The 20,645-nt window shown below is 41.7% G+C and carries 21 protein-coding genes and 1 other RNA gene; 14 read left to right on the forward strand and 8 right to left on the reverse strand.

Going from position 1 to position 20,645, the window contains the following annotated elements:
* Nucleotides 1-129: 129 nt before the first annotated feature.
* A complete protein-coding gene (gene petL, locus G3T18_RS08860) occupies nt 130-237 on the forward strand; it encodes a cytochrome b6-f complex subunit PetL (protein ID WP_224410185.1) in 108 nt (35 codons plus the stop codon).
* A 114-nt stretch (nt 238-351) separates the two neighbouring features.
* On the opposite strand, the gene G3T18_RS08865 is transcribed toward petL, so the two are convergent.
* From G3T18_RS08865 to G3T18_RS08875, 3 genes are all read right to left on the reverse strand, one after another.
* On the reverse strand, nt 352-918 hold the full coding sequence (locus G3T18_RS08865; RefSeq protein ID WP_224410186.1) for a hypothetical protein: 567 nt from the start codon (nt 916-918) through the stop codon (nt 352-354).
* A 514-nt stretch (nt 919-1,432) separates the two neighbouring features.
* Nucleotides 1,433-1,729, reverse strand: a complete 297-nt coding sequence (locus G3T18_RS08870) for a zinc ribbon domain-containing protein (protein ID WP_224410187.1) — start codon at nt 1,727-1,729, stop codon at nt 1,433-1,435.
* A 268-nt stretch (nt 1,730-1,997) separates the two neighbouring features.
* Nucleotides 1,998-2,915, reverse strand: coding sequence for a histone deacetylase family protein (locus G3T18_RS08875; protein ID WP_224410188.1), 918 nt, complete (start codon nt 2,913-2,915; stop codon nt 1,998-2,000).
* A 299-nt stretch (nt 2,916-3,214) separates the two neighbouring features.
* Between G3T18_RS08875 and gyrA the strand changes: the two genes are divergently transcribed.
* From gyrA to G3T18_RS08895, 4 genes are all read left to right on the forward strand, one after another.
* On the forward strand, nt 3,215-5,788 hold the full coding sequence (gyrA, locus tag G3T18_RS08880; protein WP_224410189.1) for a DNA gyrase subunit A: 2,574 nt from the start codon (nt 3,215-3,217) through the stop codon (nt 5,786-5,788).
* Between the two features lie 334 nt (nt 5,789-6,122).
* On the forward strand, nt 6,123-6,419 hold the full coding sequence (locus tag G3T18_RS08885; protein WP_224410190.1) for a hypothetical protein: 297 nt from the start codon (nt 6,123-6,125) through the stop codon (nt 6,417-6,419).
* A 41-nt stretch (nt 6,420-6,460) separates the two neighbouring features.
* Nucleotides 6,461-6,832, forward strand: coding sequence for a nuclear transport factor 2 family protein (locus G3T18_RS08890; protein ID WP_224410191.1), 372 nt, complete (start codon nt 6,461-6,463; stop codon nt 6,830-6,832).
* Nucleotides 6,833-7,104: 272 nt separating this feature from the next.
* On the forward strand, nt 7,105-7,794 hold the full coding sequence (locus G3T18_RS08895; protein WP_224410192.1) for a Bax inhibitor-1/YccA family protein: 690 nt from the start codon (nt 7,105-7,107) through the stop codon (nt 7,792-7,794).
* 134 nt (nt 7,795-7,928) lie between these two features.
* On the opposite strand, the gene G3T18_RS08900 is transcribed toward G3T18_RS08895, so the two are convergent.
* Both G3T18_RS08900 and G3T18_RS08905 read right to left on the reverse strand, forming a co-directional pair.
* A complete protein-coding gene (locus G3T18_RS08900) occupies nt 7,929-8,723 on the reverse strand; it encodes an SDR family NAD(P)-dependent oxidoreductase (protein ID WP_224410193.1) in 795 nt (264 codons plus the stop codon).
* A 17-nt stretch (nt 8,724-8,740) separates the two neighbouring features.
* The gene (locus G3T18_RS08905) at nt 8,741-9,127 is read right to left on the reverse strand and encodes a nuclear transport factor 2 family protein (RefSeq protein WP_224410194.1); all 387 of its coding nucleotides are present in this window, start codon (nt 9,125-9,127) and stop codon (nt 8,741-8,743) included.
* A 75-nt stretch (nt 9,128-9,202) separates the two neighbouring features.
* On the opposite strand from G3T18_RS08905, the gene lnt reads away from it, so the two are divergent.
* From lnt to G3T18_RS08920, 3 genes are all read left to right on the forward strand, one after another.
* Entirely contained in the window at nt 9,203-10,750 is a 1,548-nt protein-coding gene (gene lnt / locus G3T18_RS08910; RefSeq protein ID WP_224410195.1) for an apolipoprotein N-acyltransferase, read from the forward strand.
* A gap of 34 nt (nt 10,751-10,784) precedes the next feature.
* Complete coding sequence (locus tag G3T18_RS08915) at nt 10,785-11,504, forward strand: Uma2 family endonuclease (protein WP_224410196.1); 720 nt, start codon at nt 10,785-10,787, stop codon at nt 11,502-11,504.
* 722 nt (nt 11,505-12,226) lie between these two features.
* Nucleotides 12,227-14,257, forward strand: a complete 2,031-nt coding sequence (locus G3T18_RS08920) for an FAD-dependent oxidoreductase (protein WP_224410197.1) — start codon at nt 12,227-12,229, stop codon at nt 14,255-14,257.
* A 62-nt stretch (nt 14,258-14,319) separates the two neighbouring features.
* Here the strand turns inward: G3T18_RS08920 and G3T18_RS08925 are convergent, their stop codons facing one another.
* Nucleotides 14,320-15,027: a Uma2 family endonuclease gene (locus G3T18_RS08925; RefSeq protein WP_224410198.1), complete on the reverse strand. Its 708-nt coding sequence runs from the start codon at nt 15,025-15,027 to the stop codon at nt 14,320-14,322.
* 21 nt (nt 15,028-15,048) lie between these two features.
* The gene (locus G3T18_RS25485; protein ID WP_263480321.1) at nt 15,049-15,171 is read right to left on the reverse strand and encodes a hypothetical protein; all 123 of its coding nucleotides are present in this window, start codon (nt 15,169-15,171) and stop codon (nt 15,049-15,051) included.
* A gap of 66 nt (nt 15,172-15,237) precedes the next feature.
* On the opposite strand from G3T18_RS25485, the gene clpS reads away from it, so the two are divergent.
* From clpS to G3T18_RS08945, 4 genes are all read left to right on the forward strand, one after another.
* Nucleotides 15,238-15,567 (forward strand): ATP-dependent Clp protease adapter ClpS, encoded by a 330-nt coding sequence (gene clpS / locus G3T18_RS08930; protein ID WP_224410199.1) that lies wholly within the window; start codon nt 15,238-15,240, stop codon nt 15,565-15,567.
* Nucleotides 15,568-15,571: 4 nt separating this feature from the next.
* Nucleotides 15,572-15,868 (forward strand): DUF2103 domain-containing protein, encoded by a 297-nt coding sequence (locus G3T18_RS08935; protein ID WP_224410200.1) that lies wholly within the window; start codon nt 15,572-15,574, stop codon nt 15,866-15,868.
* 235 nt (nt 15,869-16,103) lie between these two features.
* Nucleotides 16,104-16,409, forward strand: a complete 306-nt coding sequence (locus G3T18_RS08940) for a hypothetical protein (protein ID WP_224410201.1) — start codon at nt 16,104-16,106, stop codon at nt 16,407-16,409.
* Between the two features lie 124 nt (nt 16,410-16,533).
* Nucleotides 16,534-17,028, forward strand: coding sequence for a hypothetical protein (locus G3T18_RS08945; protein ID WP_224410202.1), 495 nt, complete (start codon nt 16,534-16,536; stop codon nt 17,026-17,028).
* A gap of 39 nt (nt 17,029-17,067) precedes the next feature.
* Here G3T18_RS08945 and G3T18_RS08950 read toward each other — a convergent pair whose 3' ends face one another.
* Nucleotides 17,068-18,447 (reverse strand): UDP-N-acetylmuramoyl-tripeptide--D-alanyl-D-alanine ligase, encoded by a 1,380-nt coding sequence (locus G3T18_RS08950; protein WP_224410203.1) that lies wholly within the window; start codon nt 18,445-18,447, stop codon nt 17,068-17,070.
* A gap of 496 nt (nt 18,448-18,943) precedes the next feature.
* On the opposite strand from G3T18_RS08950, the gene G3T18_RS08955 reads away from it, so the two are divergent.
* Nucleotides 18,944-20,113, forward strand: a complete 1,170-nt coding sequence (locus tag G3T18_RS08955) for a hypothetical protein (protein ID WP_318013944.1) — start codon at nt 18,944-18,946, stop codon at nt 20,111-20,113.
* Between the two features lie 94 nt (nt 20,114-20,207).
* Nucleotides 20,208-20,598, forward strand: a transfer-messenger RNA (tmRNA) gene (ssrA, locus tag G3T18_RS08960).
* Nucleotides 20,599-20,645 lie beyond the last annotated feature (47 nt).

The following is a 20,645-nucleotide window of genomic DNA, read 5'->3' on the forward strand; positions in this document are numbered from 1 at the left end:
TTCGCTCTTTAGCTATGTGACGAAACAGGCTAAAATATGATGACATTAAACGCGCCTTTGGTTATAGGCTCTTAGCAAATCAAGGCGGCTCGCTGTTTAGCTAACCAATTTTATACTTTTGGAGGAAAAATGTTAATTTCGATTCCTGGTACTATTGCTTACTTTGGCTTTTTATTCGCTTTTACTGTTCTTGCTTTGGGAATGTATTTTACCTTCCGCGCCATCAAACTGATCTAAATAGTTTTCACAGAATTAGATATAGGTTGAACTGTGATTACCAAGTTAAGGGAAAACAGTCAACCGATTGGCGATTTTTGATTGAGAGAAAAGGCGATCGCCACACTGTAAAATTCAACGTGACTGATAATTTAATTGTTTAGCTGCTGACTGCTCAATTATTGTCGGAGAGTCAATTACTGAAGTATCTTTCCCCACCTCTCGCTTGGCTTTTTCCTTCACCGTCGTTACCACTTGACGCGCGACTGTCATTGTTTGGGGTAATACTCCCACCAACTGCGCTAAAACTTCGTCAGGTACATTTTGCAGCGATTCTAAACCGCAGTATTTTTCCAGCATTACCAGCAATATTTTCGCACGTTGCAAGGGAATCGGATTCACAGTTACTTTTTGGATTGCTTTAATCCATCTTTGACGAATTGTAAAAGCTTTTTGGCGATCTATATTCGATTCTGGATACTGCAAACCCAAATTACCAATGGGAATTACCCGCCGACAATCGATATCTAGCATACCACCAACTGCTGCTCCTGGTCCTGCTAAATCTGCATGATGGTTGTGACAAATTATCACCGCGCTGCTGCGAGGAGAGGTAATGCGTAAAAGTTGCCCACTTTGTAAACTTGTTAACAGTTGAGTGGGTTTAATAATTGGATTAGTGATGAGTGCTTTATTTGACATTGAATTTCGCAGCAACTGATTCACCTAGCATTCCTAATTTATATTTTGAGACTGCTCGCACAACTTAGCTGTAGTCTCAAGCTTGTTTATCTGTGATTTAGATCGCAACCTGGCTTAAACAAGAAGAGTTGAAAACCGAAATTTAAGCTCTTTTTTGTAGTCAAAATTACGGAATTTTTCTCAAGGTAGCAAAATTAATACTTTTGCTTATTGTAGAAAGCACGGAAAGGTTTGTCTATAGACTCAGAAAATCTTTACCGTATCTTCATATAACCCAAATATTTAATTTGATTTTGAGAATTGTTTGACGTTAATCGTCTATCCTATTTTTTGAGGATACTCATAATTTAGCATAAAAATCAACAATCATTTTCTCATGCTCAGACATACTTTCTGGGTAAGTCTTTGTCAGGACATATAGCTTCTGCACCTCAACCTTCAACATCAAACTTACCCAGAAAAAATCAACAAAACAATCTAATTTTTACTTATGTGACATACTGCCGTCGCTTCCTTAACAGGTAAGCGCGGGCTTCTTACCAACTCCAGCTATTGCTTCTCCTGGCGGAGACGCTTCGCGAACGGATACTCGGTAAGCTTTAAGGACGGAATGCCCTACCGCCCTGTATTTTACATTTCTTGCAGCGTTTAAGTCCCTACAGATAGATGTATGGCAATTACTACAATTATGTGTTCTATCTTTTAGTGTTTTGGGTACTTTTACACCACAAACACTACAATCAGTAGTAGTACCGTTAGGGTTAACTTCAATCACTTTCACACCAGCTTTTTCAGCTTTGAGTTTTACCATTTGAATCTCCTTTAAGCCATCTTTTGAAGGTTTTATCTACCCTCTCTACGCAGTTTTGTAACACCTGGGATTGGATGTTATTATACTCAGGAAATAAAGATTTATAATTAACCAAATCCCGTTTTTGTTGATAGTAGTTAGGTTGTTCCTTAAGTTCAGGGAGATGGCAAATCATTCGCTATCATCTCATCGCTTTCAAGAGCGGATAAGCGTGAGGCTTCCCGCTCACAAAGCTAAAATTCATCGCTCCACCAAAAGCTAATTTTTGTTAAGCCAAGCAATTAGCAATTGTTGCTAGTACCGAGTCAGCTAAAGCCTGTAAATCGTAGCCTCCTTCAAGTCCGAAGAGAATCCGGCGAGTTATTTGCAGACAATATTTAGTAAAGATGCCATAATCTTCTGGTTGCAAGGAAATTCCGGCTAAGGGATCGGCATCATTAGCATCGTAACCCGCACTAACAATTAACAAATCGGGGTCAAACTTAGTTAAAAAAGGGATAACCCGATCGGCAAAAGCGGCTTGATATTCAGCGATCGCGCTACCCGCAGACATGGGTAAATTCAGGACATTAGCGTACATTCCTCGTTCGGAAGCATTTCCAGTTCCCGGATAACAAGGAGACTGATGCAAGGAAATATAAGCAATTTGGGGATTAGTTTCGAGGAGATATTGAGTACCGTTACCGTGATGAACATCCCAGTCAAGGATCGCCACTCGTTTGATGTTCGGTTGAGTTAAAGCATAATTTGCCGCGATCGCCGCATTGGAAAATAAACAAAAACCCATCCCAGTTCGTCTTTCCGCGTGATGTCCTGGAGGACGTGCTAAGACAAAAACCGGATCGTTGCTAGTGAGGACTCGATCGACTCCATCCAACCAAGCACTAACCGCCAGCATTGCCACATCATAACTTTGAGGAGAAACAGCCGTATCTAGGTCGATCCTGCCGCCACCACCCGTAGCAACTTCCTTGACTAACTGAATATAATCGCGATCGTGTAACTGTTCGAGCCAAAACAGAACATTTCTTTCTTGGGGGGGTGTGGGTAATTGCCAATCAATTCGATCTGCCCAAGGAGCATTTTGGAGAGCCTTTACAATAGCTGTGAGGCGTTCCGGTCGTTCCGGATGAAATCGACCTGTATCGTGAGCGAGAAATTGGTCAGAATAAATGACTGGCAACATGATGCGAGCGCTCTTTGTTTACACAAATTATTTTAATGGCGATCGCCACTAACTGCTTATCCTTTGCTCAATTGTGACATCACTGCCCAAAAAACCAGTCCAAAGGTAATTGCTGCCAAAATCAATTCCATTTGCACGAACCTCCTTTATTGATGCCAGCGCTACGAGATTGAGTAAATGTGCTAAAATAATAAAAGAAAAAGGAAAATATTACCAATTCTCTTCATAAAAAGTAGCACATTTAGCTACTTTTTAGCATTTAGCTAACCGATTTAAATGTTAATGGAGTTTTTCACCCTATGACCTTCTCCTCAGAGCGGATTATCCCGACCGATCTGCGTAATGAAATGTCCAGATCATACCTGGAATATGCAATGAGCGTAATTGTCGGTCGGGCGCTCCCAGATGCAAAGGACGGTCTCAAACCCGTACACCGCCGCATTCTTTACGCTATGTACGAGCTAGGACTGACACCAGAACGTCCTTTTCGCAAATGCGCCCGCGTGGTAGGGGAAGTTCTCGGTAAGTATCATCCTCACGGAGATTCGGCAGTTTACGATGCTCTGGTGCGGATGGCACAAAGTTTCTCGATGCGCGATCCTTTAATTGCCGGACATGGTAACTTTGGCTCGGTGGATAACGACCCGCCGGCGGCGATGCGTTACACTGAATGTCGCTTACAATCTTTGACGACTAATGCACTGCTGCGAGATATTGAGTCAGAAACGGTAGATTTTGTCGATAACTTTGACGGTTCGCAGCAAGAACCAGTAGTTTTACCTGCGAGAATTCCCCAGTTATTGCTTAACGGTGCAAGTGGTATTGCCGTAGGGATGGCGACGAATATCCCACCACACAACTTGGGAGAGTTGATTGAGGGTGCGATCGCCTTAATTCACAATCCAGAAATTAGTGATCCCGGGTTGCGGGAGTTTATTAAAGGTCCCGATTTCCCCACCGGAGGGCAAATTTTAGGCGTGTCGGGAATTAGAGATGCCTATATTACCGGACGCGGTTCGATTACGATGCGAGGTGTGGCTCAAATCGAAACGATCGAACAGCGCGGACGACCCGATCGCGATGCGATTATTATTACCGAACTACCTTTCCAAACTAATAAAGCCGCTTTGATTGAAAAAATCGCCGAAATGGTGAATGATAAGCGCCTGGAAGGTATTTCTGATATTCGCGACGAAAGCGATCGCTCTGGGATGCGAATTGTGGTCGAACTACGACGGGATTCTAATCCTCGCGTGGTTTTGAATAATTTGTACAAGCAAACGCCTCTGCAAATGAATTTTGGGGCGAATATGCTGGCGTTGGTAGATGGCGAACCTCAATTACTCACCCTCAAACAATTTTTGCAGGTTTTCCTCGACTTCCGCATTGAGGCAATTACCAGAAGAACGCAATACGAACTGCGGAAAGCTCAAGAGCGCGATCATCTTTTGCAAGGTTTGTTAATCGCTCTAGAGAATTTAGATGCGGTAATTCGCTTGATTCGTGCGGCTGCTGATAGCGCGACGGCGAAAGCTCAATTGGTCGAACAATTCGGTTTGTCGGAAGTGCAAGCAGATGCAATTCTGCAAATGCAGTTACGCCGTTTAACAGCTTTGGAAGCGGAGAAAATTCTCGCCGAACATGAAGAGTTGCTGCTGAAAATTGCCGATTTACAAGATATTTTGGCAAAACGCGAGCGGATTGAAGCAATTATTGAGTCAGAAGTTACCGAGATTAAAGAAACTCACGCCACTCCCCGTCGCACAGCCATTGTTCCCGATGAAGGCGAAATCCTGGATACGGATTTAATTGCTAATGCTCAGGCGATCGTTTTACTAACCGAACAAGGTTATATTAAACGGATGCCAGTGGATACGTTTGGGGCGCAAAGTCGCGCAACTCGCGGAAAAGCTGCCGCGAAAATTAAGGAAGATGACGGTGTAGAGCATTTCTTGAGTTGCTGCGACCACGACCATGTCTTGTTCTTTAGCGATCGCGGCGTAGTTTACTCGGTTCCAGCTTACCAAATTCCGGCTGGCTCCCGTACCGCACGCGGCGTGCCGATCGTCCAAATGCTCCCGATTTCTCGCGATGAAAAAATTACCTCGATGGTATCTGTCAGCGAGTTTACCGAAGATGAATATTTGGTCATGCTCACTCGCAATGGTTATATCAAGAAAACCGCACTCTCAGCATTTAGTAAAATTCGCGCTAACGGTTTGATTGCTATTTCTCTTGCAGAAGGAGATCAGTTACGCTGGGTACGACTCGCTCGCGAAGAAGACAGCATCATCATCGGTTCTCGTCAAGGTATGGCAATCCATTTTAAAGCAGACCGCCAGCAATTGCGTCCTCTCGGACGTTCCACGCGGGGTGTCAAATCGATGAAACTGCGGAAAAATGACGAAATTATTAGCATGGACGTGATTTCTGCCCAGGTTACTGCTAGTATTGCCACGGCTGCTGACGAAGACGACGATGAGAACAATGAAGACTTGAATAGCGAAGAGTTAATTACCCCAGGTCCTTGGGTGTTAGCCATTACCACTGGCGGTTATGGTAAACGAGTACCTGTCACCAAATTCCGCCTGCAAAATCGTGCGGGCAAAGGCTTGACAGCAACCAAATTTCGTGGTAAGGAAGATCGACTGGTAGCCTTACACGTTGTCCATCAAGACGACGAGTTAATGCTGATCACCAACCGAGGAATCATGATTCGTCAAGCAGTTAACGCGATTCCACCCCAATCGCGCACAGCCACAGGAGTAAGAGTGCAAAGACTAGACGAAGACGACGCGATCGCTGCTGTCGCTTTAGTCCCTCCGGCGGCTGAAGACGAAGAGGAAGAGGAAAGTGCAGCAGAAACCGAGTAAATAATCTCTGTATTAGTTTACTAAAGAAAGAGGAATGGTGGCTCAATTCATCATTCCTCTGTTAGCATTTTTAGCAACATTTCTTCATTCTCAATTCGCTCGGCGAGCATAGACGCGAACTTCGGCTTACCGTAGACTAGTCAAGAATCTAACTCTGCGAAAATCATTCTCAAGTGAGGTGCAGACTAGACAAATATTAGCTATCATTATTGATATATAAACCCTCAAAGACCCAATAACTATTTCAAGGGTAAGTGACAAAAAAGTGTTACTCAAGCAAGTAACTAATGCTGTTTTTGTCATTAGTTTTTAAGAAGAATTTAGGAGTAATTCAATGCAAACAATTCAAAACTTATGGTTTCGGATCGTCGCCTGGATTGGTCAGTTTTTCAGTTTCTTAGCTCGACAAATTAGTAACCTGTTGAGATTCTTAAGTAACCTATTTGGTTTAACAGCATCTACTTCTTTTATCGAATCAGAACAAGAACAAAATTCAGGATCTACTCAAACGGAAACCCCAACATCAGTATCCCAATATTCTCGTTCCGGAACTAGCTCAAACCGCCGTCGTCCCGATGCTAGCTTAGATAACTTCCGCAAGCTAGCTAGAGAAACTAAAGCTTCAAGCTAGAAATAATAACTGTTCCCAAACTTGCATCCCTAACTCAAAAAATGCTCGACGAAAAACAAGTTAACCAACTCGCTCAAGAATGGCTCGAATCCTGGAATTCTCATAATATTGACAGGATTATTTCTCATTACGAAGATGATGTGGAATTGACTTCTCCCGTAGTAACACAATTGCTAGGTGATGTATCGGGAACAGTTCGCGGTAAAGAAAACTTAAAAGCTTATTTCTTGAAGGGATTAGCAGCTTATCCAGATTTAAAATTTGAACCGATTGAAGTATTATCTGGGATTAATAGCATAGTTATCTATTACCTTAACCAGCGCGGAACGCATACCGCCGAATATATGGAAATCACGCGATCGCGGAAAATAGCCCGAGTTGTTGCTAACTATAGTCAAGTTACTCGTAAATAATTATACTGATGAGGTTTTTACTGAAGTAAAAAATGTTAGTGGAAACACGCGTAATATAAAGTCGATGCAGCGATCGCTTAATTCAATTTCAGTATTATTATCGATAAATGTTGCCACAACTCAGTTTATAGCTGCGATTACGGAAAGAATAATTACTTAATTGTTTAACCATTCATAAAAATTTAATTAAATTTACTTCATTTACGATATTTTCCTCAATTACCTTGTTAAAATAACGGGTAAAATTTCCCCAATAGCAAGGAAATAAACCAATGATTACCGTAGCACAAGCTCGTCCCGACGAAAGAGCTAAATTTATTGAGAAAACATACTTACATCTTGCCGGAGCAGTTGGCGCATTTATCCTCGTCGAAGTCATATTATTTATGACAGGAATCGCCGGATTATTGCTTCAATTTGTCGCCGCAAGTCGATTTAGTTGGTTATTCTTTTTAGGAGGATTTGCACTTCTCGGTTGGTTTTCCAGAGAATTGACAGCCAAGGCAGACTCGGTACAAACTCAGTATATTGGTTTAGGAATTTATGTAGTTGCAGAAGCGCTCATTTTTGCCCCTTTACTTTACATTGCTGCCTTTTTTTCCGATCCTACCGTGATTCCTACTGCTGGCATTCTCACACTGTTAATGTTTGCAGGTTTAACCGCAGTTGCCTTTACTACCAAAAAAGATTTTACCTTCCTTGGAAGCATCTTAAAAATTGGTGGTTTTGTCGCCCTCGGCTTAATTCTTTGCAGTGCAATTTTTGGCTTCACTTTAGGGCTTTTATTCTCAGTCATCATGGTTGTTTTCGCCTCAGCAGCGATTCTCTATGACACTTCTAAAATAATGAATCATTACTCTAGCGATCAATATGTCGCTGCTTCTTTGGAATTATTTGCTTCAGTTGCACTGCTGTTTTGGTACATTTTGCGTATCGTTATGGCACTTTCTTCTCGGCGTTAGTTTTTCATTACAGCTTTTAGTAACCTGACGAATAAATTAGCTATTGTGAATATTTGCTGTATTGCGAGCCTCTGGCTCGCTATTTGTTGGTTTCTGGTAAAATTTTCTTGCTATTTCTGTTAGTGATTTTATCGCTATTCTGACTCTTGCGGAGAAGTTTGAAAACGATGAATATTCCAAAATAAAGATAGCCCCACACCACCATCAATGTAAATATGTTGACCTGTGAGAAAACCCGCTTCTTGCGAACACAAAAAACTCACTAAAGCGGCGACATCATCTGGTTCTCCCCATCTTCCCATTGGAGTCACATTTGGGGGCATTTCTTCGAGGTAAGGAAAGGCTTTAAATGCTTGTTCCCATTCTTCAGTTCTAATATAACCAGGTGCAACAATATTAACTGTAATTCCTCGTGGGGCAACGGCTAAAGCATAATGTTTTGCTAACACTTCCATTGCACCTTTAGCTGGGGCTAACATCCCATAAAATTTACCTGGGTTATGGACTCCACGAGAAGAAATTACTACTACTCTCCCTTCACCATCTTGCATACAAGCTAAGGCTTTTTCCATGCAACGAAGAAAGGATTTTGGATAAAGTTCTTGGGCTTCGTCGTATTGTGCAAAGGTAAATTCTCCGGGAATTTTACCATTGATGAGATAGCCAGCCAAGCAAACTAAGCTAGTTAATTGATTGTGGAAATCGTTTTCGATAACTTGAAAAAGATTATCGACAGTTTCCGGTTGTTTGATATCACCTGCGACGGTAACTACTTGAATATGCAACTTTTCTAACTCTTGTTTGGCTTTCTCGGCGGCATCGTGGTTAGAACGGTAGCCGAGAACCAGGTTATAATTATTTTGCGCTAGTCGTCGCGCGATCGCCAAACCAATTCCCCGCGTTCCCCCAGTTATCAGTGCAACTTTCATCAATTTTTGCCTCAAAATTAATAAGATTTGCCGTCACTACCAAAATACTCGCGATAAGCACAAATTTTGTCACCGCGAACATCTAAGGAAATAGCAATCCGATTTTTGTAAGCTTCTCCCCGTAATTTTCCTTGGGAACGTACCTCAAAAACTACTGTAGTTTCGTTACTGGTAACTCGATCTAAAATAACCTCAAGTCCTTCGCGGAAACTTTCCGAAGCATAGTGAAAAAATTCTCTCGCTTTGTCTTTTCCTTGATTTAATCCGTGAAAGCGACCTGCGGGAAACCATAAGGTAAAATCATCAGTAAGCAGATCGAGAAATGAGTCCCACTCTCCTGTTGCTAATCCATGTTTTAACTGTTCAAAGGCGCGATTAGCTACCGCTAGCGTGTCAGATTTCATTTTACGATCCTGGGCTAGAAAAATTTCTTGTTTAATCTTAGATTAACTCACAAATTAACTAATTTTGTTAAATAAATGCTCTCGCTACTGAAAAGTTTCTTAACTTATCGAATTTTTTTCGCCTTAATTGGTGGCATAATTATGGGGTTGACACCAGCCCCTTTTAATGCTTGGTTTTTAGCTTGGATTGGTTTAATTCCCCTGTGGATTTTAGTTGTCAATTCTGTCGAGAAGAAAAACGCTTATCGTCAGGCAATTTTTTACGCGATCGCCTGGGGATTTGGCTATCACGGAATGGCTTTGTTTTGGATAACGGGGGTTCATCCGATGACTTGGATGGGCGTCCCCTGGTTAGCAAGTTTAGCGATCGCGCTTTTTTGTTGGCTTTTTATTACTTTTTGGGGCATTGGTATTGTTGTTACTTGGTCGCTGATTATAACATATTTTTACCGCAATTTCAAGTTCTTTCAACTAGTTTGGTTAAGAATCTTAATTGGCGTAGCTTTATGGTCTACTATAGAAGCTTTGTGGGCGAAAACACCTTTATATTGGTCTTCGATTGCTTACACCCAAAGTCCTTACAATTTAGCAATTTTACAATTATCTCAAATTTCCGGACCCTTAACAGTTACCGCCGCAATTGTTGCCGTTAATGGATTAATAGCTGAATTCATCAGGGCTAAAAAGAAAAAACAGCTACTTTGGACGGGAATAGGATTATTATTAACCTGGCATTTAATCGGTTTAGCAATGTATATTCGCCCAATAGCAAAACCCAGTGAAGCAGCCATGCAAGTGGGCATTATTCAAGGAAATATTCCCAACGAAATTAAACTCTATGCTGCTGGTTGGCGAAAAGCAATTGAAGGCTACACAAGCGGCTATCAAATCTTAGCAGATCGAGGTGTCGAAGCAATTTTAACTCCCGAAACAGCCTTACCTTTTGTTTGGGACGAACAAAGACGCGAAATCAGTTCTTTATACCAAGCAATTCTCAACAAAGGTGTCTTAGCTTGGGTAGGTGGATTTGACCGTGAAGGAACCAGAATTACTAATAGTTTATTTACGATTACAGGTACAGGGAAAACATTTAGTAGATACGACAAAGTTAAGTTAGTTCCCTTAGGAGAATACATACCTTTCGAGAAAGTTTTAGGGCGAATAATTAACCGACTTTCGCCCTTAGATGCACGTTTAGTTACCGGAAAACCTAATCAAATCTTTGAGACACCTTTTGGTCGCGCAACTGTGGGAATATGTTATGAATCAGCCTTTCCCGAACACTTTCGTCGTCAAACCGCAAACGGCGGCGAATTTATCTTAACATCCTCTAATAACGCCCATTATAGTGAAACAATGCCCGCCCAACATCACGCCCAAGATGTAATGCGTGCAATTGAGAGCGATCGCTGGGCAGTTCGAGCCACAAATACAGGTTATTCTGGTATTGTAGACCCCCACGGACGTACTTTATGGCTTTCTGGAATTAACACTTATGAGTTACACGCAGATACAATTTATCGACGACAAACTCAAACTTTGTATGTGCGTTGGGGAAATTGGTTGACTTGGTTTTTACTGGGGTTAGGAGGAGTTTTGGGAGTAATTTTTAACCGCAGATAAACACAGATAAACGCTGATAAAAAGAGGCATTTTTATGTTAAATTACGATTCATGGACTAATTTACCTTCTGCTAAAGATTTACCTGATTCTGACGATACGCCAGTGGATAATGAACTGCAAGATATGATCCCCGGTCTGTTAAAAGCTATTATTGCTTTATTATGGGCAGATCGTTGGGATTGGTTTTTTGGTGTAGATATGGGAATATACTACGATCCAGAGAAACCCGCGATCGTTCCCGATGGATTTCTTAGTATTGGAGTTGAAAGATTTATTGATGAAGGTTTGCGTTTGAGTTATGTGCTTTGGGAAGAAAGAGTTTTACCAATTTTAGTATTAGAAGTAGTTTCCCAAAAACGTCGCGGTGAATATACCAGCAAGAAGCAAATGTATGCTGATTTAGGAATATTATATTACGTTGTTTACAATCCTTTGCGTAAGCGCAAACAGCCTTTGGAAGTCTACCGTCTAGTTGAGAAAAAATATATTTTACAACCAGGTGAAAATGTTTGGCTACCAGAACTTAATTTAGCTATTGGTAGAGAAAGAGGAACTTATCAAGGTATTGAGCGAGAGTGGCTTTATTGGTACGATCGCCAAGGACAACGCTATCTTACCCCAGAAGAACGTATTCAGCAAGCCGAACAACGGGCTACCAATGCCGAACAACGGGCTAACGACGCGGAACGACGTACTGAAATTTTAGCAGAGAGATTGAGAGCGCTTGGTATCGATCCTAACAGTCTTTCTTGAATTAAAATTGTTTTGAGTTGCGCTTGTAGTTACCGTGAGTACAATTAAAAAAAAAATTTCCTGACTCACTCTCTAATAACTTGAATGTAGTAACCAAAGATAAAGCCAGTAGAGCCTAAAAACTTGAAGAAAAATTTTCTTTTAGTTAAGTTTTATGTGCCAAATTACTGGTCTTTCTTAAATTGGGAACTCTAAAAGTAAGTATTAGGAGAAGAGATCGTGGGCTATTATGATTTTAACGAGAGTTTCTGGTCGCCATCTGAAGTTTGCGCTCCAGTAAAGCAAGAAATTAGAGAAAGTTCAAGCAGTAAGTTCGGTAAATTCATTGACAATATTTTTACTGGTTGTGTCAATGGTTGTAAAGGGATTCGTAGAGCTATTTTTACTGATGATTAACTCAGCAAAATTAGTTAAGTAAAGTCACATAAGTAATTTTCGTTAGGGTGCATTTTTTGTCTTGAATAAGTTCGGTAAATTAACTATTTTGGGAATGCACGCAGTCAACAAAATAGCAAGAGGATAACATTGCAGCGAAGAAGTTAAATTTTGATGCCATTTTGCAGTTGTGGCAAATTTTTACTAATATCCCAGTTTGACATCTTCAGGGGACTAGGAAAAGCTTTACAGAATAAATTTCTTTTTTCAGATAAATGAACATAATCAGCGATCGCCGCGTCGATTACAATCAGTATTTGTGTAATTCAACACAAAAAGTGTGAATAATGATGAAGTTATCCTTCTGGGCGATGCGAAATCGTACCCTTGCTGTTATAGCGACAATCTTACCTTTGCTGGGATTAAATCCTGTAAATGCCGCTCCTCCGCGATCGCCCGATCGCACGGTAGAATGTGAAATACTCGTAGTTGGTGGTGGTTTAGCGGGTGCTGCGACTGCTTATGAAGCTTTACTCGCGGGACGTACTGTTTGCTTGACGGAAATTACTGACTGGGTAGGAGGACAAATTTCCTCTCAAGGAACTTCTGCACTCGACGAACGACCTACCCAAAGACAACAACTTTTTTACCCTCGCGGTTACTTAGAATTGCGCGTTCGCATCAAAGAGGAGTATGGTGAACTTAATCCGGGTGACTGTTGGGTGTCGGAATCTTGTTTTCTTCCTCGCGACGCTCATCAAATTCTTTTAGATCAGTTGCAATCTGCGGCAAAACGTGGTAAAGGAAATCTTAAATGGTTTCCCTCAACTGTAGTTAAAGAACTTGACACTAATTCCAGTCAAATTCAAAGTATCATTGCAATTCAACACGAACCTGCGGAAAATGCACCACCTTTAAATACTTTTCCCTTGTCTCAAACCATTGCAGATTGGTATAGTTACGCCGATTCTTCTTTGTTCGAGAAAAACATTATTCGTTTCGTTCCCAAACCGGCGAATAATCAACAACAACCCGCCGATTGGTACGTTATCGATGCAACAGAAACCGGAGAACTAATTGCTCTTGCTCAACTTCCTTTCCGCCTCGGAATTGACCCTCGTAGCTTCCTCGAACCTTCTGCTTCTAGTGAGAGTAATCTCCCCTATTGTACTCAGGGATTTACCTACACTTTTGCAATGGAACATACTGAGGAACCCCAAACCCACCAAATGCCAGAATTTTATCCGCAGTATCAACCTTACTACAGCTACGAATTAGCAAGATTAGCTAGTTTTGACTTGGTATTTACCTATCGCCGTATCTGGAGTCCAGAAACAGGTGAAACCGATAAATTTGGCGGAATTGGCTTTACTCGACCAACTCCAGGAGATATTTCCATGCAAAACTGGACTTGGGGTAACGATTATCGTCCTGGAACTCCAGAAGATAATTTAATTTATACCAATTCCCAACTACAACAAACAGGACAATTAAATCCTGGTAGTTGGATGGGTGGATTACGTCCAGAAGCTTTGCGAAAAGCTGAGGAAATTTCCCTCGGTTATTTCTATTGGTTAGTAGCAGGAACTACCGATTCCCAATTGGGAGATAATGTGAAACAACCTCATCCGAATAATCAGTTTCTTTCAGGTTTAAATTCGCCAATGGGGACAGTACACGGGCTTTCTAAATATCCTTACATGCGGGAAGCCAGAAGGATTGTCGGACGACCTTCTTTTGGTTATGAAGATGGCTTTAGTATTTCCGAAGTTGATATTTCGCGCCGTAACTTCCGCGAGGATTATTATCAGAATAATCTTTCTCAAGAAACTTATAACAACTTGTGGACAGCTTTAGCAGGACGCAATGCGCTTTCCGTAATTTTAGGAGAAACCACACCCGCAGAAGTAGAGCCACGCGATCGCTCCACGATTTATCCTGATGCTGTAGGTATCGGTCACTACGCGATCGATTTTCATCCTTGCATGACTCTTTCTCCTCCAGAAGCCCCAGGAAACACAGAAAAACCAGGCGAACGTCAAGGGGCTGGTCAAGCATATCCGTTCCAAATACCTCTACGGGCAATGATTCCCCAGAAAATTGATAATCTGCTGGTAGCTGGTAAAAGTATTGCGACTTCTCATATAGCTGCGGCTGCTTATCGAGTTCATTCTTTTGAATGGTCATCCGGTGCGGCTGCGGGTGTCACCGCAGATTTTGCTTTAGAAAGGGGAATTTTGCCTTATCAGCTAGTAGATGAGTTACCTAGAAGGGAAACCCAACTGCAACAGTTACGACAGCGCTTAGAAAAGCAAAATAACCCAACCGCTTTTCCCGGTACTTCAATTTTTAACGACTCCTGGGAAGACTGGCGTTAGTCTCGATTTCCTCAAAACCAGATATTTTTTTGTCAGAAACAGACTTGCCACTCTTGACAAAATCATTTTTCCTCTTCAGGTTTTGAGGAAAAACTCGTCAACTGCTGTAAAAATCTTTGATGCTCCGGACTCGCCAACCCAGCTTGCAACGTCGTCATTACTAAAAGCATATCTCCCGCCAAAAGTGCAGCAACCGCTAACCATAACCCCGGAAAAGCTTTGCTACGAATGATTCCTTCTGCATCTGGTGTCAAGGAAATATATTCTTCTCCTTGCAACGCAAACCAATCTAAACGTCTATCCATAACTTGCCACACGAGATATTCCTGCACCCGATTGCGACGATAAACTCGTTTTTTGTCTCGAAGGTCAATAGAAGCGGTACTTGCGGAAATCTCCGCCACTAGTTCTGGTGCGCCTTCAATATAACCATCGTCGTCAAGACAACTTTGACCGCCAAAATTACTATCAATCAGCAAAACCGCATCAGGTTGGGGTTCATTATCTAAGTCAAGCCGCACTGTTGGGTTATCACCTAAGCGTACGCCAGAGGTAGCGATTTTATAGTTTCCCAGCCAAACCAGTAAATTCGCATGGGGTTCAGCGTGCGGTTCAAATCGTAAAGGTGATGCCATGTAGACAATTCCTTCAATCAATTCTGCTTTTTTGAGATGGGGCATCGCTCGATAGCGTCGTTCAAATTCGGTTCGCGAGAGGAAATCCCCATTTTCTAAGATGGGGGTTTTGGTAGGGTGAGAGTGATTTGGCATCACGACGAGCATCTCTCCTCTTTATTGAGTTTTTCTGTACAAAGACGATCGCGAATTAATCGAGATTATTCTGGTGACAGAAAGGGCGATCGCGATCGTTTGTTCGGCAAAGCCTTGACAAGGGTAACAAAATATAATAAACATTTATTAATACTAAGAATTATCAAAAAATTTATCTTCCAATTAGAGTAGTATTTTTATTACAGGCTTATGAGTATAAAACTTTCAGCAGGCGTTTCGGCTCTGGCTACTGCTGCGCCGACAGTAACTCCTGAAAAGACTTCTCAAACTGTTCCCAAGACTTATCCTAACTATAAAGTCATCGTCCTCAACGATGACTTTAACACCTTCAAGCACGTAGCTGAATGCTTAATGAAGTATATACCGGGGGTGAGCAGCGATCGCGCTTGGGAATTAACGAATCAAGTTCATTTTGAAGGACAAGCAACTGTCTGGGTAGGACCCCAAGAACAAGCAGAATTGTACCATCTACAGTTGAGTCGCGCTGGTTTAACAATGGCTCCGTTGGAGAAGGCGTAAAGATATGAGCCATTCTTCTAACGGTAGACTCGTCTGGAATCATTCTACCCATATCGACGGTTTGATTCCAGTGCTAGAGAAATTAATTAGTAATTGTCAGCAAATTCAAACCGTTACTCCAGGAGTAATTAGTCGCGCTAGAGGACATTCACCTCAGCTAAAATTAAGAGTATCAGTACCTATACGAGGCGGATTTAAAGTTATCGCCCGACAGGGAAAAACTGTCCAAGAAGTATTCGTCGTCACCGAGTTAAGCAAACAGGAACTGGAAAACGCGATCGCCCTTTCACTAAAAAAATAATTCCCTTTTAATCATAATTTATTTACTGCGGCTAATTTATCCTGAATGAGAATCTATCTATATCTTTGTGTTGAACTAAATTTTTAGCAATTTAATCCTCCCGAAAGAGTCAAGCCCGATAGAGATTAAGGTAAGGTTATTTTAACGATCCAAACCGTCTTTGATTGCCCGCCGTCAAATTGATGGCGCGGTAGATTGTTGCGGTTAATTATAGAAAAAACAGGAGTATAAAACTATGGCTAAGGAAGAAAATATCCAAGAGATGCAAGAAAATTCTAGAGAAGCAAAATCTGGTAGAGGTGCGCCAAGAAATGAAAGTCAAACACCAAAAACAGCACAAACCACAGCAGTCAATCCCCCAGAAGAAGTAATTCCTACCGGAACTAATCCTCAAGCAAATAAGCAAGATGTCGAAGCTTTAAAAGAGCAAGAAAAAGAAACGGGAGTACATACAACTGGTGGATATGGAATTAATAAATCCGGACAGATGAATAACGTTGCTGTCGAACCAGAAATGTATGTGGAAGAAAAAGATAAGTAGAATATTGCTTATTGAACCACAAGCATAACTAACAAAGGCTGGGTGGTTTCCAGCCGGTTTGGAAATCAAAAAACCACATTTCGATGAAAACATTTTTTCGTGCATAATTTCACTTGGTTACCACATGACTTCTGCAATGGAAGAAGTACAAAAAGTAGCCTGTAAGCTACAAGTAACATCAGATCAAATTAATAAACTAGAGTCAACTTTTCGAGCCTTCAGCGATGCTTGTAATTACATCAATCGAGAAGTCGATCCCAAGCTGACAAATAATGTCAGAATACAATCTCTCGTCTACAGAGACATTAGAGAGAAATTTGGACTCTCAGCAAATCTCGCTGTTAGGGCGATCAATCGTATCGCTACCGATCGCAAAGTTGCGAAAAAACAGGGTAAATCTCTTCCTGTTTATCACCCGACTAGAGTAGACTATGATGCCCGAATCTTTACTTTCAAAGAGGCAGATTGGACAGTTAGTTTAACCTTAGTTGGAGGGAGAGAAAGATTCAAGCTGGCAATAGGTAATTACCAGCGAGGATTATTAAAGGGTAAAGTTCCTGCTAGCGCCACCTTAACTAAGCGCGAGGAAGGAAATTATTACCTTAAAATTAAAGTTTGAGTCTCTGGAAAACTGGAGAGACTCAACTTTTTATCTATCTCAAGGATGGCGATCGATCGCCTCGAGGTGAGAACAAAACTGTTCGACAACTCGATCCAGTCTAACTGAATTGGAAGCTTTAAATAAGAGGCGATCGCCAGGTTGAACGAATTCTTTTAATCTTGCGCTCATTTCTTCGTGGCTGATAAAATATTCACAGGGAATATTTTTTGCACCTGTGGCAATTGCCTTGGCTTCGGGATCGTCAATTAACAAGAAAATTGCCTCTAAATTTAGTTTTTGTGCAGTTTCGCCGACTTTTTCGTGCAATTGAGCCGACATTACTCCGAGTTCTTTCATTGTACCCAGTACGGCAAGATGACGCTTACCTGGGGTTTCCTTGAGTAAATGTAATGCAGCGATCGTTGATTCGGTACCAGCGTTGTAAGTTTCGTCGAGAACGACAATATCGTTAGGTAAATTGTAACGCCGCGATCGCCCGCCTGGTAAACTCACTGATATGCCCGTTGTTAACTGACTCCAATCAATATTTAGCACCTTCGCCACAGCTAGAGCTGCCAAATAATTTAAGGCATTGTGACGACCGGGTAAAGGTAAAGGGAAATTGATTCCTTCAACTTGGACAGTTTCGGGATTGAGGAGTTTTCCCTGAATATCGCCACCTTCCAAACCATAAGTTATCGTTTTTCCCTGCCAAACTGTCCTCGCAGTTGTCAGCAAACGTTGATTATCGTGATTCAGAATCGCGATCGCGTCCTCAGACATTTCGGCTAATAACTCGCACTTAGCTTGGGCGATCGCCGTCTCAGATCCTAATCTACCAATATGTGCGGTTCCCACATTCGTAATTACACCAATCGTGGGACGAGCAATTTTCGTCAACAAAGCAATTTCACCTCTCGCCCGCATCGCCATCTCTACCACAGCAAAATCATCATCTCGATCCAACTCCAGCAAAGTCTTTGGCACGCCAATTTCATTGTTATAATTAGCTTGAGATTTGAGAACTTTTCCTTGAGTTGATAAAACCGCCGCAATCAATTCCTTCGTAGTAGTTTTCCCCACCGATCCGGTAATACCAATTACGGGAATATCGAAGCGAGATCGCCACCAACAAGCTATTTTTTGATAAGCTTCGAGAGTATTTTCAACTTGGAAATCAGCCACATTTGCCGGGATTTCCCCCTCATTATCCTTCGCCGTCACCAGCGCGATCGCTCCCTTAGCTATAGCCGTATCCACAAACTGATGTCCGTCGAATTTTTCTCCTCGCAAAGCGATAAACACTTCATCCGGTTTCAAAGTGCGAGTATCAGTAGTAATTCCAGTTGCCATTCGAGCAAGATTATGCTGATGCTGATTTCTTCTCGGACTATCGAGAATTTCACTGAGTTGATTTAGAGACAATTGACAAGGCATAAAAATAAATTTGACTCTCCAAATAGATAATAATCGCAATATTGAATCACAACTTAAACCACTAATGGCAATTAACGTCACCTTTAATGTGCTTATCTGCCTTTAAAGTAAAGATAGTTAATTCAAATTAGCTTTCACTTTACCTAAACTTTAAAATCTCCCAGTATATTCCCGGAAGTCGCTCGAGCCTTCAATAGGATAGGATGTGAATGCGGTAAAATGTCAACGCCTAAGCCAGTATATTTTTTCTCCTCGTGTTTAGGACGATTAATCAGGGTCAATCTACTAAATTAGCATCTACTATCTAAACAAACCGCACTTAAGAAAAACTGATTCGGCAACGGCTGAATCATTTTATCCATAACCCTGACTTTGGCACACAGGAGTCCTGGCAGTGACCACTATCTCAGACTGTTACCTTCGACAAACAAGCCCAGGAGAGGAGCAGCTCTACGATCACTTACTGTACTGCGTACAGACAGAATCGCCCAGCGAGTTGCTCGCTCGAATTCGCAATTTATTCATTCAGGGAACTGACTATACAGATTATCAAGTTCGGTCAGCCCTATTGGATATTGTTAATTCTAGACAGGCAGAACAGCAATTTAAATATATCCTCAATCGTTGCTGTCACATTCTCATTAATCGCTGGCAAATGCAACCGCATCTACAAGCAGCAATTCCTGATTTGGTAGATTTATTTACCAAATTACCTCCACCTGGATTTACCTCTGCTCGCGGTACGAGGCGCATACGCAGTTTAGTTAAAGATTTTACCTCTTCCGAACAATATTTAACTCTACGGCGTTTAGCTCAAGTAGTTAACGATAAAGTCGGAACTAGCGACAACGACGATCGTCAGTCGGTAGGTAGTTTAATTAATCGCTATCCTTACTTATACGAATACTGTTTGCTCAGTGAAGACAGCAGCTACGAGCATCAAGAAACAGTGCGGCAAGTCCAAGCCCGCATTCAACGTCGTTTTGAGCTAGATATCTCTCAGTACGTCACTTATCAAGTACGCCGCGCAAGTTGCGGTAAGCGGCGACAAACTAGCGAAATGCCACCAGTAAAAAATCCTACCTTATTAAGCGATCGCGAATTAGGCGCTTCTCTCAAACAATTTGTCGGTAAAGTTGAAGGTGGTAAAACCCACCGCGATCTTGCGGAAAATTTTATTACTCAGAGTTCCCAAGTACCTTCTTTTCGCGTATTTAAAGACGAGTTATACGATTACCTAACTTCTTCCCTAGATACCAAATACGGTCAGCGTAAGTTTAACGATCGACTTTACAATCAATTAAAAAATACCTTACCTCAAAGCGATTCTCACAAACCTGACGAATTTTTGCTTTTGCGCACTTCTAGTCAGTTATTAAACTTTTTGGTCGTAGAAAGTCCCCAACGACCTAATCACTACGTTTACGTTGATTTAATTACCAATATTGGCGTAACAGCTACCATTGTCTTACTGCTCAAAATTTTACTCATCTGCCGTAAAGTTAAGCCTTTTTTAGAAAAACGCTTCTCTATTTTATTTAATCACTATGAGTCATCTACTCAAGATGGCGTTCCTTGGTTAGTTAAATCTTTGGAAAATCTCCATCTGGCTTTCAGCATCCATTTTGGTAATGCTGACTTATCTTGTTTACAGCAAATTATGTAAACATTTTCACCCCCCCGCTCTCAAATTTGCCCCGAGCAGCAGAAAAAGTTGCAACTTTTAACCAGACTTGTTAGTATAAAGGTACGCATTGCACGGGGCCGTCACGGTTTCGACAGGCTAGCGAAGGCTTTCCTGTGATGCAGGTCGAGAGTGAGTCTTCTCTCGCAAATACTAGGCTCGAAAAAAATGTAATTGCGAACAACATCGTTCCATTTGCTCGTAAAGCGGCTCCTGTAGCTGCCTAAACACCTCTCATAGGTTCGAGCGTTCTTAGTCTGACTCCGTTAAGGGCTAAGAACACAACCCCAACGGATGCGCTAATAAACTGCCTCTGGTCGGTTTGTTAGCAAAGAGCTAACCAGAGCATCCCGCCATCAGGGATAATTGATGGTTCCCGCTCTGAGGGTCAGAAGAGCTAAACCTGTGAACGATCGGGCGGTTAATACCTAGTCTGGACAGCAGTTCGACTCTGCTCGGCTCCATTGAAAAATTAACCTTGTACCTAGTGGTGCAAGGTTAATTTATTTTTGAC

The sequence above is a fragment of the Oscillatoria salina IIICB1 genome (assembly GCF_020144665.1).
In the GTDB taxonomy this organism is placed as follows: domain Bacteria; phylum Cyanobacteriota; class Cyanobacteriia; order Cyanobacteriales; family SIO1D9; genus IIICB1.

Excerpts from the sequence above, each read along its gene's own strand:
- petL (WP_224410185.1), top strand. The coding sequence starts at position 130 with ATGTTAATTTCGATTCCTGGTACTATTGCTTACTTTGGCTTTTTATTC.
- G3T18_RS08865 (WP_224410186.1), bottom strand. The coding sequence starts at position 918 with ATGTCAAATAAAGCACTCATCACTAATCCAATTATTAAACCCACTCAA.
- G3T18_RS08870 (WP_224410187.1), bottom strand. The coding sequence starts at position 1,729 with ATGGTAAAACTCAAAGCTGAAAAAGCTGGTGTGAAAGTGATTGAAGTT.
- G3T18_RS08875 (WP_224410188.1), bottom strand. The coding sequence starts at position 2,915 with ATGTTGCCAGTCATTTATTCTGACCAATTTCTCGCTCACGATACAGGT.
- gyrA (WP_224410189.1), top strand. The coding sequence starts at position 3,215 with ATGACCTTCTCCTCAGAGCGGATTATCCCGACCGATCTGCGTAATGAA.
- G3T18_RS08885 (WP_224410190.1), top strand. The coding sequence starts at position 6,123 with ATGCAAACAATTCAAAACTTATGGTTTCGGATCGTCGCCTGGATTGGT.
- G3T18_RS08890 (WP_224410191.1), top strand. The coding sequence starts at position 6,461 with ATGCTCGACGAAAAACAAGTTAACCAACTCGCTCAAGAATGGCTCGAA.
- G3T18_RS08895 (WP_224410192.1), top strand. The coding sequence starts at position 7,105 with ATGATTACCGTAGCACAAGCTCGTCCCGACGAAAGAGCTAAATTTATT.
- G3T18_RS08900 (WP_224410193.1), bottom strand. The coding sequence starts at position 8,723 with ATGAAAGTTGCACTGATAACTGGGGGAACGCGGGGAATTGGTTTGGCG.
- G3T18_RS08905 (WP_224410194.1), bottom strand. The coding sequence starts at position 9,127 with ATGAAATCTGACACGCTAGCGGTAGCTAATCGCGCCTTTGAACAGTTA.
- lnt (WP_224410195.1), top strand. The coding sequence starts at position 9,203 with ATGCTCTCGCTACTGAAAAGTTTCTTAACTTATCGAATTTTTTTCGCC.
- G3T18_RS08915 (WP_224410196.1), top strand. The coding sequence starts at position 10,785 with ATGTTAAATTACGATTCATGGACTAATTTACCTTCTGCTAAAGATTTA.
- G3T18_RS08920 (WP_224410197.1), top strand. The coding sequence starts at position 12,227 with ATGATGAAGTTATCCTTCTGGGCGATGCGAAATCGTACCCTTGCTGTT.
- G3T18_RS08925 (WP_224410198.1), bottom strand. The coding sequence starts at position 15,027 with ATGCCAAATCACTCTCACCCTACCAAAACCCCCATCTTAGAAAATGGG.
- G3T18_RS25485 (WP_263480321.1), bottom strand. The coding sequence starts at position 15,171 with ATGTTTATTATATTTTGTTACCCTTGTCAAGGCTTTGCCGAACAAACG.
- clpS (WP_224410199.1), top strand. The coding sequence starts at position 15,238 with ATGAGTATAAAACTTTCAGCAGGCGTTTCGGCTCTGGCTACTGCTGCG.
- G3T18_RS08935 (WP_224410200.1), top strand. The coding sequence starts at position 15,572 with ATGAGCCATTCTTCTAACGGTAGACTCGTCTGGAATCATTCTACCCAT.
- G3T18_RS08940 (WP_224410201.1), top strand. The coding sequence starts at position 16,104 with ATGGCTAAGGAAGAAAATATCCAAGAGATGCAAGAAAATTCTAGAGAA.
- G3T18_RS08945 (WP_224410202.1), top strand. The coding sequence starts at position 16,534 with ATGACTTCTGCAATGGAAGAAGTACAAAAAGTAGCCTGTAAGCTACAA.
- G3T18_RS08950 (WP_224410203.1), bottom strand. The coding sequence starts at position 18,447 with ATGCCTTGTCAATTGTCTCTAAATCAACTCAGTGAAATTCTCGATAGT.